12 protein-coding genes are annotated in these 16,505 nt (G+C 66.9%); 6 read left to right on the top strand and 6 right to left on the bottom strand.

The window, feature by feature from the left end; genetic code table 11:
* The first annotated feature begins 8 nt into the window (after positions 1-8).
* The 3 genes from DIE13_RS12495 to DIE13_RS12505 are packed head-to-tail and all read left to right on the top strand — an operon-like array spanning position 9 to position 2,602.
* The gene (locus DIE13_RS12495) at positions 9-923 is read left to right on the top strand and encodes a metal ABC transporter solute-binding protein, Zn/Mn family (protein WP_124827485.1); all 915 of its coding nucleotides are present in this window, start codon (positions 9-11) and stop codon (positions 921-923) included.
* A gap of 13 nt (positions 924-936) precedes the next feature.
* A complete protein-coding gene (locus DIE13_RS12500; RefSeq protein WP_124827487.1) occupies positions 937-1,827 on the top strand; it encodes an ABC transporter ATP-binding protein in 891 nt (296 codons plus the stop codon).
* Entirely contained in the window at positions 1,820-2,602 is a 783-nt protein-coding gene (locus tag DIE13_RS12505; RefSeq protein ID WP_124827489.1) for a metal ABC transporter permease, read from the top strand. Before DIE13_RS12500 ends, DIE13_RS12505 begins: the two co-directional genes overlap by 8 nt.
* 87 nt (positions 2,603-2,689) lie before the next feature.
* On the opposite strand, the gene fghA is transcribed toward DIE13_RS12505, so the two are convergent.
* Both fghA and DIE13_RS12515 read right to left on the bottom strand, forming a co-directional pair.
* Positions 2,690-3,538, bottom strand: a complete 849-nt coding sequence (gene fghA / locus DIE13_RS12510) for an S-formylglutathione hydrolase (RefSeq protein WP_124827491.1) — start codon at positions 3,536-3,538, stop codon at positions 2,690-2,692.
* 310 nt (positions 3,539-3,848) lie between these two features.
* Positions 3,849-5,300 carry a xylulokinase gene (locus DIE13_RS12515; protein WP_124827493.1) on the bottom strand — a complete coding sequence of 484 codons (1,452 nt, stop codon included), beginning with the start codon at positions 5,298-5,300 and terminating at the stop codon, positions 3,849-3,851.
* A gap of 449 nt (positions 5,301-5,749) precedes the next feature.
* Between DIE13_RS12515 and DIE13_RS12520 the strand changes: the two genes are divergently transcribed.
* On the top strand, positions 5,750-7,126 hold the full coding sequence (locus DIE13_RS12520; RefSeq protein ID WP_175751004.1) for a nucleobase:cation symporter-2 family protein: 1,377 nt from the start codon (positions 5,750-5,752) through the stop codon (positions 7,124-7,126).
* Between the two features lie 373 nt (positions 7,127-7,499).
* Here DIE13_RS12520 and DIE13_RS12525 read toward each other — a convergent pair whose 3' ends face one another.
* From DIE13_RS12525 to DIE13_RS12535, 3 genes are read right to left on the bottom strand one after another with little or no spacing between them, the layout of a single operon-like run.
* A complete protein-coding gene (locus tag DIE13_RS12525) occupies positions 7,500-9,023 on the bottom strand; it encodes an efflux transporter outer membrane subunit (protein WP_124827497.1) in 1,524 nt (507 codons plus the stop codon).
* A complete protein-coding gene (bpeB, locus tag DIE13_RS12530; protein ID WP_124827499.1) occupies positions 9,023-12,223 on the bottom strand; it encodes an efflux RND transporter permease BpeB in 3,201 nt (1,066 codons plus the stop codon). The genes DIE13_RS12525 and bpeB overlap by 1 nt, the downstream gene beginning before the upstream one ends.
* A gap of 15 nt (positions 12,224-12,238) precedes the next feature.
* Positions 12,239-13,510: an efflux RND transporter periplasmic adaptor subunit gene (locus DIE13_RS12535; protein ID WP_124827501.1), complete on the bottom strand. Its 1,272-nt coding sequence runs from the start codon at positions 13,508-13,510 to the stop codon at positions 12,239-12,241.
* A gap of 398 nt (positions 13,511-13,908) precedes the next feature.
* On the opposite strand from DIE13_RS12535, the gene DIE13_RS12540 reads away from it, so the two are divergent.
* Complete coding sequence (locus DIE13_RS12540) at positions 13,909-14,550, top strand: TetR family transcriptional regulator (protein ID WP_124827503.1); 642 nt, start codon at positions 13,909-13,911, stop codon at positions 14,548-14,550.
* Positions 14,551-14,670: 120 nt separating this feature from the next.
* Here the strand turns inward: DIE13_RS12540 and DIE13_RS12545 are convergent, their stop codons facing one another.
* Positions 14,671-15,324, bottom strand: coding sequence for a cysteine hydrolase family protein (locus DIE13_RS12545; RefSeq protein ID WP_124827505.1), 654 nt, complete (start codon positions 15,322-15,324; stop codon positions 14,671-14,673).
* A 152-nt stretch (positions 15,325-15,476) separates the two neighbouring features.
* Here DIE13_RS12545 and DIE13_RS12550 point away from each other — a divergent pair, with 152 nt between their 5' ends.
* A complete protein-coding gene (locus DIE13_RS12550; RefSeq protein WP_124827507.1) occupies positions 15,477-16,472 on the top strand; it encodes a helix-turn-helix domain-containing protein in 996 nt (331 codons plus the stop codon).
* The last annotated feature ends 33 nt before the right edge of the window (positions 16,473-16,505 follow it).

Consider the following 16,505-nt stretch of genomic DNA (forward strand, 5'->3'; position numbering starts at 1 on the left):
GGAGTTCCATGCCTACTACCCTGAAGCGCGCGCCGCGGCGCGCCCTGTCGCTTGCACGCCTGTTCGCCGCCACGGCCGCCGCGCTGTCGTTCGCGGCGCCCGGCTTCGCGCAGGCCGCGACCGTCAACGTCGTCGCCGCGGAGAATTTCTATGGCGACGTCGCATCGCAGATCGGCGGCCACCATGTCGCGGTGACCAGCATCCTCAGCAATCCCGACCAGGATCCGCACCTGTTCGAAGCGAGCCCGAAAACCGCGCGCGCGCTGCAGCACGCGCAGGTCGTGATCTACAACGGCGCCGACTACGATCCGTGGATGGGCAAGCTGCTGTCCGCATCGAAGCAGGCTACGCGCGCAACAATCGTCGTCGCCGATCTGGTCGGCAAGAAACCGGGCGACAACCCGCACCTGTGGTACGACCCGGCGACGATGCCGGCCGCCGCACGCGCGATCGCCGCCGAACTCGGTCGCGCCGACCCCGCGAACAAGGCCGAGTACGATGCGAACCTGCAGAAGTTCGTCGCGTCGCTGAAGCCTGTCGACGACAAGGTCGCCGCGCTGCGCGCGCAATACAAGGGCGTACCGGTGACGGCCACCGAGCCCGTGTTCGGCTACATGTCGGATGCGATCGGCCTCGACATGCGCAACCTGCGCTTCCAGCTCGCGACGATGAACGACACCGAAGCCAGCGCGCAGGACGTCGCCGCGTTCGAGAACGACCTGCGCAAGAAACAGGTGCGCGTGCTGATCTACAACAGCCAGGCCGAAGAACCGATGACGAAGCGGATGCTGAAGATCGCGCGCGACTCCGGCGTGCCGAGCTTCAGCGTCACCGAGACGCAGCCGGCCGGCAAGACCTTCCAGCAATGGATGGCCGGCCAGCTCGACGCGCTCGCCGCCGCGCTGGCCGCCGGCAAGAAATGACCCCTGCTGCGAAATGACCGTCACTCCCCACGCACTCGCCGTCGATCGCGTCACGCTCGAACTGGGCGGACGCACGATCCTGCGCGACGTCAGCTTCTCGATCGAACCCGGCGAATTCGTCGGCGTGCTCGGGCCGAACGGCGCGGGCAAGACGACGCTGATGCGCGCGGTGCTCGGCCTCGTTCCCGTGTCGGGCGGCACGCTGTCGGTCGGCGGCGTACCGGTCGTGCGCGGCAACGCGTCGATCGGCTACATGCCGCAGATTCGCAGCGGCCTCGCGAATCGCCGGATGCGCGGCTACGACTTCGTCGCGATGGCCGCCGACGGGCACCGCTGGGGGCTGCCGCACACGAACGCCGCGACGCGGCGCGACGTCGACCGCGTGCTCGATCTCGTCGGCGGCCCGACGCTCGCGCGCCGGCCGCTGTCGGAACTGTCGGGCGGCGAGCGCCAGCGCCTGCTGCTCGCGCAATGCCTCCTCGGCAACCCGAAGCTGCTGCTGCTCGACGAGCCGCTGATCAGCCTCGACCCCAACCATCAGCGCGGCGTCGTCGAACTCGTGCGCAACGTGCAGCGCGAGCTCGGCATCACCGTGCTGTTCTCCGCGCACGAGCTGAATCCGCTCCTGAACGCGCTCGACCGCGTGCTGTATCTGGGTAACGGCGTCGCCGCGCTCGGCACCGTCGACGAGGTGATCACCAGGCCCGTGCTGTCGCGGCTCTACGGCTCGCCGATCGACGTGATGCGCGTGAACGGCAGGATCTTCGTGATGTCCGGCGACGTCGAAATCGAAAAGCACGATCACGAACACGAGGACGACGACGGTCATGCGCACGGCGGTGGCGGTGGCCACGGCCATCACCACCACGGACATGCTCATCCCGGGCAATCGCACGATGTTTGAATACGACTTCATGATCAACGCGTTCGCCGCGTCGGGGATCGTCGCGGTGCTCGCGGGCATCGTCGGCTACTTCCTGGTGCTGCGCGGACAAACCTTCGCCGGCCATGCGCTGTCGCACGTCGGCTTCACCGGCGCGACGGGCGCGGTGCTGCTCGGCATCTCGCCGATCTGGGGGATGGTCGGCTTCACGCTCGCGGCCGGGATCGGGATGGGCGCGCTCGGCGAACGGCTCGCGGGCCGCGACGTCGCGATCGGCGTGATCCTGTCGGGCGCGCTCGGCTTCGGGCTGCTGTTCCTGCATTTCTATACGTCGTTCGCGACGCAGGTCACAGCGCTGCTGTTCGGCAACGTGCTCGCGGTCAGCCACGACACGCTCGCGGTGCTGGCCGGCATCGGCGCGGTGAGCCTCGCCGCGCTCGCGCTGATCGCGCGGCCGCTGCTGTTCGCATCGCTCCAGCCCGAACTGGCCGAAGCCAAAGGCGTGTCGCTGCGCACGGTGTCGGTACTGTTCCTCGCGGTGTGCGCGCTTGCGGTCGCTGCGGCGACGCAGATCGTCGGCGTGCTGCTGGTGTTCACGCTGCTGGTCGGGCCGGCCGCGGCCGCACAGAACGTGGCGACGCGGCTGTCGACCGGCGTGCTGCTCGCTGCGCTGTTCGCACTGTTCGAAGCGTGGGTCGGGATCGCGCTCGCGTATCACACCGACTGGCCGACGAGCTTCTGGATCACCGCGTTGTCGGCGCTGGTGTACGGCGCGAGTCTGTTGCGGCGCCACTGATCGTCAAACCGCAAAAACGAAAACGCCGACGTGCCCCCGAGGGCAGCGCCGGCGTTTTTTATGCGCGCGGGGTGCAGCGCGCCGCACTCACCGCACCAACACGCGCGCATGATGCGCGATGTGATCGGCGATGAACGTCGAGATGAAGTAGTACCCGTGGTCGTAGCCCGGATGGCGGCGCAGCGTCAGCGGCTGCCCGGCCTTCGCGCAAGCGGCTTCGAACACGTCGGGGTTCAGTTGGTTCGGGAGGAACGAGTCGGCGAGGCCCTGGTCGACGAGGATGCCGTCCGCGAACTTCGGCGCATCTGCGCGCGCGACGAGTTCGCTCGCATCGTGCTGCTTCCACGCTTCGCGATCGGCGCCGAGATAACCGGAGAACGCCTTCTCGCCCCACGGGCAGCGCGTCGGCGCGGCGATCGGCGCGAACGCCGACACCGAGCGGTACAGGTCCGGGTGACGCAGCGCGAGCGTCAGCGCGCCATGCCCGCCCATCGAGTGACCGAAGATCCCGAGCCGCGCGCCGTCGATCGGCAGCTCGGCCGCGACGAGCTCGCGCAGCTCGCCCGTCACGTACGACTCCATCCGGTAATGCGCCGACCACGGCGCTTGCGTCGCATCGACGTAGAAGCCCGCACCGACGCCGAAATCCCACGCATCGGTCTCGCCCGCCACGCCCGCACCGCGCGGGCTCGTATCGGGCATCACGAGCGCGATGCCGTGCTGCGCCGCGTATTGCTGCGCGCCGCCCTTGATCGCGAACGTCTCTTCGGTGCACGTGAGCCCCGCGAGATAGAACAGCGCCGGCACGCGGCCGTGCGCGGCCTGCGGCGGCAGGTACACCGAGAACTTCATCGGCAGACCGATCGCCTTCGAATCGTGGCGATAGAAGCGTTGCTCGCCGCCGTGGCAAGCATGCGAAGAAACGAGTTCGAGCATGGGGTTTCCCTTCCGTTCAATACAGCACGATCGAGCGAAGCGATTCGCTCTCGTTCATCAGGTCGCGGCCGCCGTCGATCTTCCCGAGCGGCAGCGCGTGTAATCAGATCATCGACTTGCGTCTGTGTCGCGAAGCCAGCCCTCGGCGCTGCCCCGAGCGGCCGGCCCCTTGTAAAGCCAAACCACCCGGCACATGCGGCCCCTATCGTGCCGGGCATGATCGTCGATCCCGGTACGCGTCGTGTGCCGGAAACGGCCGTCGGCTTGCCTCGATGCGTCATCGCTGACGCACCCGGACAAGTGCCCGAGTTTAAACACCCGCCGTGAACCATGCATCCGTTCGCGCATACAGGTCGACGAAGCGTGCATGACGTGCGGCCAGCGCACGATCGTCGCGCGGCGTGGCGACCGGCGATGCGGCGGGCGCCAGCGTGTGCAACGCATCCTCGCGCCAGTGTCCGATGGCGATTCCCGCGAGCAGCCCGGCACCGCGCGTCGCCGCATTCGGACAGTCGACCGCGTCGAGCGATGCGCCGAGCGCGTCCGCGAGCAACTGGCGCCAGCGCGGATCGACCGAGCCGCCGCCCGCGAGGCGCAGCGTCGTCACCGGATCGGCATGGTTCGCATCGCGAATCGCATCGAGCCCCGCGCGCAAGGCGAACGCGACGCCTTCGAACGCCGCGCGCATCATCGCGCCGCGCGTGTCGCCGAGCCCGAGACCGAGCCAGCCGCCGCGCGCATCGGGGTTCATCCATGGCGAGCGCTCGCCCGTCAGATACGGCAGAAAACACAATCGCCCGGACGCCGGCTGCGCGAACGCGTCGTCGTATGCATCGGGCCAGCCCGCGTAGCCGAGCCAGCCGCGCACGGCTTCGAGCGCAAGCCCGACGTTCTGCATCGCGGCCATCGTGTAATAGCCGCCGCCAGCCGCCGTGCGATAGCGATGCAGTCCGCGCCGCGCAGGCGGCAACGTATCCGCGAGCACGACGATCTGGCCGCCGCTGCCGGTGGTCAGCAGTGCGTCGCCAGCCGCGGCGAGCCCGCTGCCGAGCGCCGCGCATGCGGTATCGGCGGCGCCCGTCGCGAGCGGCACGCCGGCCGGCAAGCCGAGTGCCGCGGCGGCCTGCGCACCGAGCGCACCGCAGCGCATGCCCGACGCGCGCACCGGCGCGAAACGGTCGGCCGGCAGGCCAAGCGCGGCGATCCGCGGTGCGTCCCAGGCGCCGTCCGGTGTCGCCAGCGCGGTCGCGCACGCGTCGCTCGGATCGGCCGCAACGTCGCCGCCCAGCGCGATACGCAGCCAGTCCTTCGGCTGCACGGCCCAGCGCGCGGCACGCAATGACTGCGGCTCGTGTTCGGCCAGCCAGCGCAACAGCGGCCCCGCCATGCCGGGCGCGACGGGGTTCGGAGCGACGGGCAAACCGGCGTCGGGCCGGGTGGCTGCATCGGCTTCGCGCACCGCACGCGTATCGGGCCAGAGCAGCGCGGGCCGCACCGGCTGCCCGGCCGCGTCGATCAGCACGACGCCATGCATCTGGCCGGAGAAACCGATCGCGACGACCTGCTCGCGCTCGCCGGCCGGCAATTTCGCGGCGGCGCGCGCCAGTGCATCCCACCAAACGTGCGGCGAGATTTCCGCCCAGCCCGGCTGCGGCGACGACAACGAATAGGGTTCGCTCGCGACCGCACGCTCGATGCCGTCGGCATCGAGCGTGACTAGTTTGACAGAGCCGGTGCCGAGGTCGATTCCGAGCAGGCGCATGACGGGAAGGCGATATTCGAATGAACGGATATCGATGATAGCGGGATCGCGATACGCGCCCCGATTTACGCGGCGAATTTGCCCATCGACGACGCTAAAACGCGGCCGCGACCGACGGGTGGCACCCGGGTGCACCTTGATGGCAAAAACGGCCGCTCGCGGGTTAACCCGGCACGATTTTTCGCAGGTCGATTTTGCCACTATGCCGCATGCGCGATACACACCATAAAGCCGCCTATATTTGACTCGGGGGTCCGCACTATTTTGGAGGGCTATAAAACCGGTGAACCTCACTCCTGCGGCAGTTTCCCGATGATCGACACCCCGTTTCATGCCGAAATGGCATATCGAACCAGCAAAGAACGGAATAGAACCCAGCGCTCTTGTTGCGATGGTGCATTCCGCATAACTTCGTATCACCCCGAAAACAAGATCATGGAGTGAGACAGATGCAATCGAACACGGTCCATCCGTGCGATGAGGTGCTGCCGACCGGCAAGCTTGTAACGCTTGGTCTCCAGCACGTCCTCGTCATGTACGCCGGCGCTGTCGCCGTGCCGCTCATCATCGGCGGCGCGCTGAAGCTGCCGAAAGACCAGATCGCGTTTCTGATCAGCGCCGATCTGTTTTCGTGCGGCATCGCAACGCTGATCCAGACGCTCGGCCTGTGGATCTTCGGGATCCGCCTGCCCGTCATCATGGGCTGCACGTTCGCGGCAGTCGGCCCGATGATCGCGATCGGCACCAACCCCGGCCTCGGCATTCTCGACATCTTCGGTTCAACGATCGCGGCCGGCATCATCGGCATCGTGCTCGCGCCGATGATCGGCAAGCTGTTGCGATTCTTCCCGCCGGTCGTCGTCGGCACCGTGATCGCGGTGATCGGGCTGTCGCTGATGGAAGTCGGCATCAACTGGGCGGCCGGCGGCGTCGGCAACCCAGAATACGGCAGCCCCGTCTACCTCGGCCTGTCGCTGCTCGTGCTCACGCTGATCCTGCTGATCAACAAGTTCGGCCGCGGCTTCGTCGCGAACATCTCGGTGCTGCTCGGCATCGTCGCCGGCTTCGTGATCGCGTTCGCGATCGGCCGCGTGAATACCGACGGCGTGGCGCACGCCCCGTGGGTCGGCATCGTGATGCCGTTCCACTTCGGCTGGCCGCACTTCGACCCGCTGTCGATCGCGACGATGGTCACGGTGATGTTCGTCACGTTCATCGAATCGACCGGGATGTTCCTCGCAGTCGGCGACATGGTCGACCGTCCGGTCAACCAGGAGCGTCTCGTGCGCGGCCTGCGCGTCGACGGTCTCGGCACGCTGATCGGCGGCATCTTCAACTCGTTCCCGCATACGTCGTTCTCGCAGAACGTCGGCCTGATCGGCGTGACGGGCGTGAAGAGCCGGTTCGTCTGCGCGACGGGCGGCGTGATCCTGGTGCTGCTCGGCCTGTTCCCGAAGATGGCGCAGGTCGTCGCATCGGTGCCGCCGTTCGTGCTGGGCGGCGCGGGCATCGTGATGTTCGGGATGGTGGCCGCGAACGGCATCAAGGTGCTGTCGAAGGTCGACTTCGTGAACAACACGCACAACCTGTTCATCGTCGCCGTGAGCGTCGGCATGGGCCTCGTGCCGGTCGTGTCGCCGCACTTCTTCTCGAAGCTGCCGCCGGCACTCGCACCGATCCTGCACAGCGGCATCCTGCTCGCGTCGGCGACCTCGGTGATTCTGAACATCGTGTTCAACGGCGTGAAAGGCGAGAAGGACGCACGTTGTGACATCCGCCGTGCCGGACACGACTTCGACGGACGCCCGGCCGACGTGCACCACTGACCGGCCCAATCCGGACACGCCGGATCGCGGCGCGACGCGGTAGAGGAACAACGCCACGGCATGCCGTGGCGTTTTGCTTTGTGCGGGGTGCAGAGGCGGGACGGCTGCGAGGGCGAGAGCGTTCTGGCGATGGGGGGTTGGGCGGCTGAAGGCCGGCGGCATCGTGCCGAGCGACGTCGCTCGGCTCCACCGCTCAACACAACGACAGCACGCGACCCCACCCGCCCAAACCCCGCCCCGCCTTCCCCCACCCTCACCGCAAACCAGCCGCACAAAAAGAAACGCCACGGACTCTCGTCCGTGGCGTTTTCGCGTGTACGGTCCGGCGCTTCGGCGAACCGGAGCGGTCGCCCGCCCCTGTCCGCCGTCGTGCTTACCCGTTCGTCGTCACTGCCGACGCAGGCGCCGGTGCGGCTGCCTTGTCGTAGTCTTCCGTCTGGTCGGGTGCGCGCGGCGTCTCGCCGGCACGCTGGATCCAGCCGCCGCCCAGTGAACGGTACAGGTTGACCAGGTTGGTCCAGCGGGCCAGACGCGCATTGATCAGCGTCTGCTGCGCGTTGTACAGGTCCGTCTGCGCGGTCAGCACCGACAGGTAGCTGTCGACACCGTTCTTGTAACGCAGGTCCGACAGATCGAAACGTCGCTGCTGCGCGTGCTCGTTGCGCTCGAGCGCCGCGATCTCCTGGTCGTACGTGCCGCGTGCGGCCAGCCCGTCAGCCACGTCGCGGAACGCCGACTGGATCGCCTTCTCGTAGTTGGCGATCTCGATGCGCTTCTGCACGTTCGCGAGGTTCAGGTTCGCGATGTTCTGCCCGCCCTCGAAGATCGGCATCGTGATCTGCGGCGCGAACGACCACACCGCCGTGCCGGCCTTGAAGAGGCCGCCGAGCGTCGGGCTGCCGGTGCCGAACGCGCCCGTCAGCGAAATGCGCGGGAAGAACGCCGCGCGTGCCGCGCCGATGTTCGCGTTCGCGGCCAAGAGCGTCTGCTCGGCCTGCATCACGTCCGGACGACGCATCAGCAGGTCCGACGGCAACCCGGCCGGGATGTCCGTCAGCAGGTTCTGCGCGTCGAGCGGCATGCCCGCCGGCAGGTCGTCCGGCAGCGGCTCGCCGATCAGCAGCACCAGATAGTTCAGCGCCTGCGCACGCGCACGCGCCTGCTGCTGCTGGTTCGCGAGCGCCGTCTCGACGACCGTCTGCGCCTGACGCAGGTCGAGCTCGGAGCCCGTGCCGTTGTCGAACTGCAGCTTCGTCAGGTTGTACGAGTCCTGCGCAGTCTTCAGCGTGTTCTCGGTGACCTTCAGCAGATCGTCGGTCGACAGCAGCGTCAGGTATTGATCGGCCACCTGCGACACCAGAGAGATCTCCTGCGCCTGTCGTGCATATGACGTCGACAGGTATTGCGCGAGCGCCTGGTCCTTCAGGCTCTGCACGCGGCCGAACAGGTCGAGCTCCCACGACGCGGACAGGCCGACGTTGTAGGCGCGCGAGATATACGGCGTACCTATCGTCGACAAGCCCTGCGGCACGCGCTGGATGCTGCCTGTACCGGTACCGTCGAGCGTCGGGAACAGGCCCGCGCGCGTGATCTGGTACTGCGCACGCGCCGCCTCGATGTTCAGCACCGACACGCGCAGGTCGCGGTTGTTTTTCAGCGCGATCTCGATCAGCCGCTGCAGGCGCGGATCGACAAAGAACTCGCGCCAGCCGATCGCGGTCGCAGCTTGCCCGTTCGCGCTGCGTGCACCGGAGGCACCCGGCTGCGTCGCATAGACGCCTTCGGCCGGGTACGCCTGCGCGACGGGCGCGTCGGGCCGCTTGTAATGCGGCGCCATCGTGCAGCCCGTGGCAAAGAGCGCGACCGCGATTGCAGTCAAAGCGTGTTTTTGCATCATCACTGTCCCTTGTTGCCTTCGTCGCCGTTGCCCGGCTTCTCTTCGTGGTGCGAGTGCTCCTGAGCCAGGCGCAGTGCCTCGTCGACGTCTTCCTTCTCGCCACTGAAGATCGAACGAATCTTCACGAAGAACATCGGGATCATGAAGATCGCGAGGAACGTCGCCGTGATCATCCCGCCGATCACGCCGGTACCGATCGCGTGCTGGCTCGCCGAACCCGCGCCGTTGCTGATCGCGAGCGGCAGCACGCCGAGAATGAACGCGAGCGACGTCATCAGGATCGGACGCAGCCGCAGGCGCGCCGCTTCCAGCGCGGCCTCGATCGGCCCCATCTTCTCCGTCATCTGCAGTTCGCGCGCGAACTCGACGATCAGGATCGCGTTCTTCGCAGAGAGGCCCACCGTGGTCAGCAGGCCGACCTGGAAGAACACGTCGTTCTCGAGGCCGCGCATCGTCGCGGCGAGCAGTGCGCCGATCACGCCGAGCGGCACCACCATGATCACCGAGAACGGGATCGACCAGCTTTCATACAGTGCCGCGAGACACAGGAACACGACCAGGATCGAGATCGCGTACAGGATCGGCGCCTGCGAGCCCGACTGGATTTCCTGGAACGACAGTCCGGTCCACGAATAGCCGATACCCACCGGCAGCTTCTTCGCGAGCCCTTCCATCGCGGTCATCGCCTGACCGGTCGACTTGCCCGGCGCGGCCTGACCCTGGATTTCCATCGCGGACACGCCGTTGTAACGCTCGAGCTTCGGCGAACCGTACGTCCAGTGACCGGTCGCGAACGCGCTGAACGGCACCATCCCGCCCGACCCGTTGCGCACGTACCAGATGTTCATGTCCTCCGGCGTCATCCGGAACGGCGCATCCGACTGCACGTACACCTTCTTGATCCGGCCGTCGGTGTCGAGGAAGTTGTTCACGTACTTCGACGCCCACGCGATCGAGAAGGTCTGGTCGATCGCATCCGCGGTCACGCCCAGCGCGTTCGCCTTCTCGCGATCGATGTCGACCTTGTACTGCGGCGTGTCGTTCAGCCCGTTCGGACGCACGCCCTGCAGCGTCGGATCCTTCGAGGCCATCCCGAGCAGCTGGTTACGTGCGGCCATCAGCGCATCGTGGCCAAGACCGGCGTTGTCCGTCAGCTCGAAGTCGAAGCCGGCGGCGGTACCGAGTTCCGGAATCGACGGCGGGTTGAACGGGATCACGATCGCGTCCTTGTAGCCCGCGTAGCGGCCGAACATCCGGCCGATCAGCGCCTGGACCTTCTCGTTCGCATGCTGACGCTGCGAGAAGTCCTTCAGCTTCACGAACACGAGACCCGAGTTCTGACCGCGGCCGGCGAAGCTGAAGCCGTTGACCGTGAACGTCGATTCGACGATGTTCTTCTCGTCCGTCAGCAGGTAGTTGGAAATGTTCGCGAGCGTCTTCGCGGTCGTTTCCTGCGTCGAACCCGACGGCGTCTGCACGATCACGAACATCAGGCCCTGATCTTCATCGGGCAGGAACGACTTCGGCAGGCGCACGAACAGCAGCCCGACCGCGACGATCACGACCAGATAGATGATGAGCCAGCGGCCCGAGCGCTTGATCACGTGGTGCACGCCGACGTGGTACTTGTCGCGGCTGTTGTTGAACGTGCGGTTGAACCAGCCGAAGAAGCCCTTCTTCTCTTCGTGATGGCCTTGCGGGATCGGCTTGAGGATCGTCGCGCACAGTGCGGGCGTCAGAATCAACGCGACCAGCACCGACAGCACCATCGCCGACACGATCGTCAGCGAGAACTGACGATAGATCGCGCCGACCGAACCGCCGGAGAACGCGACCGGCACGAACACCGCCGACAGCACGAGCGCCACGCCGACGAGCGCACCGGTGATCTGGCCCATCGCCTTGCGGGTCGCCTCCCTCGGTGACAGCCCCTCTTCCGCCATCACGCGCTCGACGTTCTCCACCACCACGATCGCATCGTCCACCAGCAGGCCGATCGCGAGCACGAGGCCGAACATCGACAGCGTGTTGATCGAGAAGCCCACCATCGACATGATCGCGAACGTGCCGAGCAGCACCACCGGCACCGCGATCGTCGGGATGATCGTCGCACGCAGGTTCTGCAGGAACAGATACATCACGAGGAACACGAGCACGATACCTTCGAGCAGCGTCTTGACCACTTCCTCGATCGACAGCTTCACGAACGGCGTCGTGTCGTACGGATACTTCACGACGAGGCCGTGCGGGAAGAACGGTGCGAGCTCGTCGATCTTCGCGCGCACGGCCTTCGCGGTCGCGAGCGCGTTGGCGTTGGTCGCGAGCTGGATACCGAGGCCGGCCGTCGGCTGACCGTTGTACTTCGTGTCGAAGTTGTAGTTTTCACCGCCGAGGCCGATCTGCGCGACGTCCTTCAGGCGAACTTGCGAGCCGTCCTGGTTGACCTTCAGCAGGATGTTGCCGAACTGCTCGGGCGTCTGCAGCAGCGTCGATTCGGTGATCGTCGCCTGCAGCACGGTGCCCGGCTTGGCCGGCGTGCCGCCGATCTGGCCGCCCGCGATCTGCACGTTCTGCGCGGTGATCGCGGTCGTCACGTCGACCGGCGTGAGGCCGTAGTTCGTCAGGCGGTTCGGGTCGAGCCAGATCCGCATCGCGTACTGCGAGCCGAACAGCGTGACGGTGCCGACGCCGTTCAACCGGCTGATCGGATCCTGCACGTGCGACGCCACGAAGTTCGCGAGGTCGTACTTGTTCATGCTGCCGTCTTCGGAGTTGAAGGCGAGCACCAGCAGGAAGCTGCTGCTCGACTTCGTCACCTTGAGGCCGAGCTGCTGCACGACCTGCGGCAGAATCGGCGTCGCGAGCGACAGCTTGTTCTGGACCTGAACCTGTGCGATGTCGGCGTTGGTACCCGGTGCGAACGTCAGCGTGATCGTGGCGTTGCCCGAGTCGTCACTCGTCGACGACATGTACAGGAAGTTGTCGAGACCGCTCATCTGCTGCTCGATCACCTGCGTCACCGTGTCTTCCACCGTCTTCGCGGAAGCGCCCGGGTAGTTCGCGGTGATCTGGATCGATGGCGGCGCGATCGTCGGATACTGCGAGATCGGCAGCGTGAAGATCGCCGCAACCCCGGCCAGCATCAGGATGATGGCGATCACCCACGCGAAGATCGGGCGATCGATAAAAAACTTTGCCATGAAACAGGCTCCCTGTTATTGCGCGCTCGACGCAGCGGCGGCGCTTGCCGCAGCAGCACCCGATGCGGCGGCACCCGAAGCGGCTGCGGCGCCGGATCCGGCGGCTGCCGGCGCGGCGGATGCGGCAGCGTCAGATGCTGCGTCCGGTGCCGACAACTGCGCCGGCACGGCCTTCACGGTCGCACCCGGACGCACCTTGTCGATACCCTGCACGATCACGCGGTCGCCCGCCTCCAGACCGCCTTCGACGATCCAGTTCTGACCCTGCATACCGCTCGTCTTCAACGGATGCGGCTCGACCTTGTTGCTCGCATTCACGACCATCGCGATCGCCTGGCCCTTCTGGTCATGCGTGACGCCGATCTGCGGCACCAGGAACGCGTTCTCGTTCACGCCTTCCTCGATCCGTGCCCGCACGAACATCCCCGGCAGCAGCACGCGGCCCGGGTTCGGGAACACCGCGCGGATGGTCACCGAGCCCGTCGTCTGGTCGACCGTCACATCCGAGAACTGCAGCTTGCCCGCTTCCGGATAGGTCTTGCCGTCTTCCAGGATCAGCGACACCTTCGCCGCGCCCGGGCCGGTGGTCTTCAGGCGGCCGCTCTGCACGTCCTGGCGCAGCTTCAGCCCGTCGAGGCTCGACTGCGTCAGGTCGACGTACACCGGGTCGAGCTGCTGCACCGTCGACATCAGCGTCGCCTGACTCGCCTGCACGTAAGCGCCCGGCGTGACCTGCGAAATGCCGACGCGGCCGGTGATCGGCGACACGACATCCGTATAGCCGAGGTTGATCTGCGCGGTGTCGACCGCGGCCTTGCCGGCCGCGACGTCCGCCGCGGCCTGCCCTTGCGTGGCCACCGCGTTGTCGTAGTCCTGCTTGCTGACCGCGTTCGCGGCAACCAGCACCTTGTAGCGCGCGACCAGCGCGTTCTGCGTGACGAGGTTCGCCTGCGCCTTCGCCAGCGTCGCCTTCGCGCTGTTCAGCGCGGCGATGTACGGGGCCGGATCGATCTTGTAGAGGCGCTGGCCAGCCTTCACGTCGCTGCCTTCGGTGAATTCACGGCGCAGCACGATGCCATCGACCCGCGCGCGGACCTGCGCGACGAGGAATGCGCTGGTGCGGCCCGGCAGTTCGGTGAAGACCGGTACGTTTTGCGGCTGGACGGTGACGACGCCGACTTCCGGCGTTTGCGGCGGCGGTGCCGATTCTTTTTTCCCGCACGCGGCCAGGAAAACGGCAGCCGTCGCGACAGTGAGTAAGCGGTATGGAACCCGTTCGACGCGCATGGAGCGACCTCTGTGTATAACCATTGGAATAAGTGCGGTGCCCGAGCGGAACACCACACGGATGCGCCTCGCGGCGCAGATCGAACACCTGAATTACTGGACTGCTGGATACAGCACGTCGGCACGAAACCTCCATGCCGACGAGATGCCGCGCACTGCGGACTGTTACTTGGGCGGGAATCAGCAGAGTGGGATATTAACTGATTGCCACTTGGGTCATTCGATCGTAGGGTGGTATTGTATATACATTCACGAATGTATGTAAAAAGCCCGCTCGCCCGTCGCCAAACGCGCAGTCTTACGAACTATTACCAGTCGCAAGCATAGCCACTCCACGCGATCGCGACGAGGGTTGCAGACCCTATATTCATCTACGATCGACCCATTCAGGCCTGCACATGGTCAGACGCACCAAGGAGGAGGCACTCGAGACGCGCAACCGCATTCTCGATGCCGCCGAACACGTGTTCTTCGAGAAAGGCGTGTCGCACACGTCGCTCGCGGACATCGCCCATCACGCCGGCGTGACGCGCGGCGCGATCTACTGGCATTTCGCGAACAAGAGCGAACTGTTCGACGCGATGTTCGACCGCGTGTTTCTGCCGATCGACGAATTGAAGACGATGCCGCTCGACGCACCGGGCGGCAATCCTCTCGACAAGATCCGCAAGATCCTGATCTGGTGCCTGCTCGGGGTGCAGCGCGACTCGCAACTGCGGCGCGTGTTCAGCATCCTGTTCATGAAGTGCGAATACGTCGCCGATATGGAACCACTATTGCAGCGCAACCGCGCGGGGATGAGCGAGGCGCTGCACGCGATCGACGCCGATCTCGCGGCCGCCGTGCGACTCAAGCTGCTGCCCGAGCGGCTCGACACGTGGCGCGCGACGCTGATGCTGCACACGCTCGTGAGCGGCTTCGTGCGCGACATGCTGATGCTGCCCGACGAAATCGATGCCGAGCAGCATGCTGAAAAGCTCGTCGACGGCTGCTTCGACATGATGCGCTACAGCCCGGCAATGCTGAAAATGGGCGACTGACGCTCGCCCGCCGACGGCGCGATGCGCGCCGTTTCATCGTCATCGGCGGCCGGTCGTCCCGGCCGTGCACGGGAGGCAGCGCCGCGCCGCCCGATCGATTCCCCCGCCCTCGCGATTTGCTCAGGCCGCTTTCGCGCGTTGCGCGCGAGCCCGCCGGTTCGACGCGGCCACCGAATCGCGCCCTGGCATCGCCGCACCGGCGAGTCCGGCGATCCACGCATCGGTCGACATCACCGCCGCGAAATTCGACTGGAACACCACCGTGTACGCCCGGTGAATCTCCTCGGCGCTCACCGCGCCCGCTTCATTCTCGTAAGGCAACGCACCGGTGGCATCCGCCAGGTACTCGACGTTCAACCCCGCGTGCGCCGCGTGATAGACGGTCGATGCGTTGCAGTTGTGCGTCATGTAGCCGGCGACCGCGAGCGTGTCGACGCGGTGCGCAGCGAGCCACGCGGCGAGGTCGGTGCCGGCAAACGCGCTGGCCTGCGCCTTCATGACCAGGTGCGCGTACGGCCGCCCGGCGACGACCGGGTGCAGCGCGACGCCGTCCGTGCCGGGCGCGAAGATCGTCGCGCCGGCCGGCGCGACGTGCTGGACCACGATCACCGGCACGCCGGCCGCGTGCGCGGCGTCGATCGCGCGGCCGATGTTCGCAAGCGATACGTCGACGGGCGGATACTCGATCGGCAGGTTGCCCGTCACGTATTCGTTCTGGACATCGATCGCGATGAGGGCGCGGCGGGAAGCGGAAAACGACGCGGCATTCGACATGGCTGGCTCCGGGTTCGACGGCGCCGCCCCGCTCCGGAACGGAGCGGCCGGCAGCGCGATGCGATGGATTGTCGGATCGTGCCGCGCACGCGGACAGTGGCCCGATTGCCATTCTTCGATAAAATCGGGCCATCGCCATCCCGGAGCCCGCCATGAGCGCCGTTGCGTCGCCCGTTGCCCCTGCCCCGACCGTTGTCGCCGTGATCGCGTACGACGGCATCAGCCCGTTCCACCTGTCGGTGCCGTCCGTCGTGTTCGGCAAGGAGCGCGATGCGGCCGCGACGCCCGCGTTCGAGTTCCGCGTGTGCTCGGCCGAGCGCGGGCCGCTGTCGACGACTGGCGGCTTCACGATCACCGCGCCGTACGGGCTCGATGCGCTCGACGACGCGGACATCGTGATCGTGCCCGCGTGGCGCGATCCGGACGAAGCGCCGCCCGACGCGATGCTGGACGCGGTGCGTAGAGCCGCCGCGCGCGGCGCGCAGCTCGTCGGCCTGTGCCTCGGCGCGTATGTGCTCGCCGCGGCCGGGCTGCTCGACGGGCGGCCGGCCACGACGCACTGGGCGTGGGCCGACGATTTCGCGCAGCGCTTTCCGCGCGTGAAGCTCGATCCCGACGTGCTGTACGTGGACGACGGCAACCTGATGACGTCGGCCGGCACGGCCGCGGGGCTCGACTGCTGCCTGCACGTCGTGCGCCGCCGCTTCGGCTCGGACGCGGCGAACCAGATTGCCCGCCGCCTCGTGATCCCGCCGCACCGTCAGGGCGGACAGGCGCAATACGTGCCGCAGCCGGTCGCCGCGCATCCGCGCGACGCGCGGCTCGCGGCCCTGCTCGACTGGGTGCGCGCGCATCTGGACGTCGCGCACAGCGTCGATTCGCTCGCCGGCCGCGTGCTGATGAGCCGGCGCACGTTCACGCGCCATTTCCGCCAGGCCACCGGCACGACCGTCACCGCGTGGCTGCAGGCGGAGCGGCTCACGCGCGCGCAGCATCTGCTGGAAACGACCGGGCAATCGATCGATGCGATCGCGCAGGCGGCCGGTTACGGGTCGAGCGTGTCGCTGCGCCAGCATTTCGCCGGCGCGCTCGGCACATCGCCATCGGCCTATCGAAAGGAATTTCGCGGCGCCGACGCGCGACGGTAGCGGCCGCCGCGGCACCCGCCGGCAGCCGGCCAT

This window comes from Burkholderia sp. Bp9016, assembly GCF_003857765.1.
Lineage (GTDB): Bacteria > Pseudomonadota > Gammaproteobacteria > Burkholderiales > Burkholderiaceae > Burkholderia.

What these genes read in the sequence shown, in the direction of transcription:
- DIE13_RS12495 (WP_124827485.1), top strand. Translation starts at nt 9, where the DNA reads ATGCCTACTACCCTGAAGCGCGCGCCGCGGCGCGCCCTGTCGCTTGCA.
- DIE13_RS12500 (WP_124827487.1), top strand. Translation starts at nt 937, where the DNA reads ATGACCGTCACTCCCCACGCACTCGCCGTCGATCGCGTCACGCTCGAA.
- DIE13_RS12505 (WP_124827489.1), top strand. Translation starts at nt 1,820, where the DNA reads ATGTTTGAATACGACTTCATGATCAACGCGTTCGCCGCGTCGGGGATC.
- fghA (WP_124827491.1), bottom strand. Translation starts at nt 3,538, where the DNA reads ATGCTCGAACTCGTTTCTTCGCATGCTTGCCACGGCGGCGAGCAACGC.
- DIE13_RS12515 (WP_124827493.1), bottom strand. Translation starts at nt 5,300, where the DNA reads ATGCGCCTGCTCGGAATCGACCTCGGCACCGGCTCTGTCAAACTAGTC.
- DIE13_RS12520 (WP_175751004.1), top strand. Translation starts at nt 5,750, where the DNA reads ATGCAATCGAACACGGTCCATCCGTGCGATGAGGTGCTGCCGACCGGC.
- DIE13_RS12525 (WP_124827497.1), bottom strand. Translation starts at nt 9,023, where the DNA reads ATGATGCAAAAACACGCTTTGACTGCAATCGCGGTCGCGCTCTTTGCC.
- bpeB (WP_124827499.1), bottom strand. Translation starts at nt 12,223, where the DNA reads ATGGCAAAGTTTTTTATCGATCGCCCGATCTTCGCGTGGGTGATCGCC.
- DIE13_RS12535 (WP_124827501.1), bottom strand. Translation starts at nt 13,510, where the DNA reads ATGCGCGTCGAACGGGTTCCATACCGCTTACTCACTGTCGCGACGGCT.
- DIE13_RS12540 (WP_124827503.1), top strand. Translation starts at nt 13,909, where the DNA reads ATGGTCAGACGCACCAAGGAGGAGGCACTCGAGACGCGCAACCGCATT.
- DIE13_RS12545 (WP_124827505.1), bottom strand. Translation starts at nt 15,324, where the DNA reads ATGTCGAATGCCGCGTCGTTTTCCGCTTCCCGCCGCGCCCTCATCGCG.
- DIE13_RS12550 (WP_124827507.1), top strand. Translation starts at nt 15,477, where the DNA reads ATGAGCGCCGTTGCGTCGCCCGTTGCCCCTGCCCCGACCGTTGTCGCC.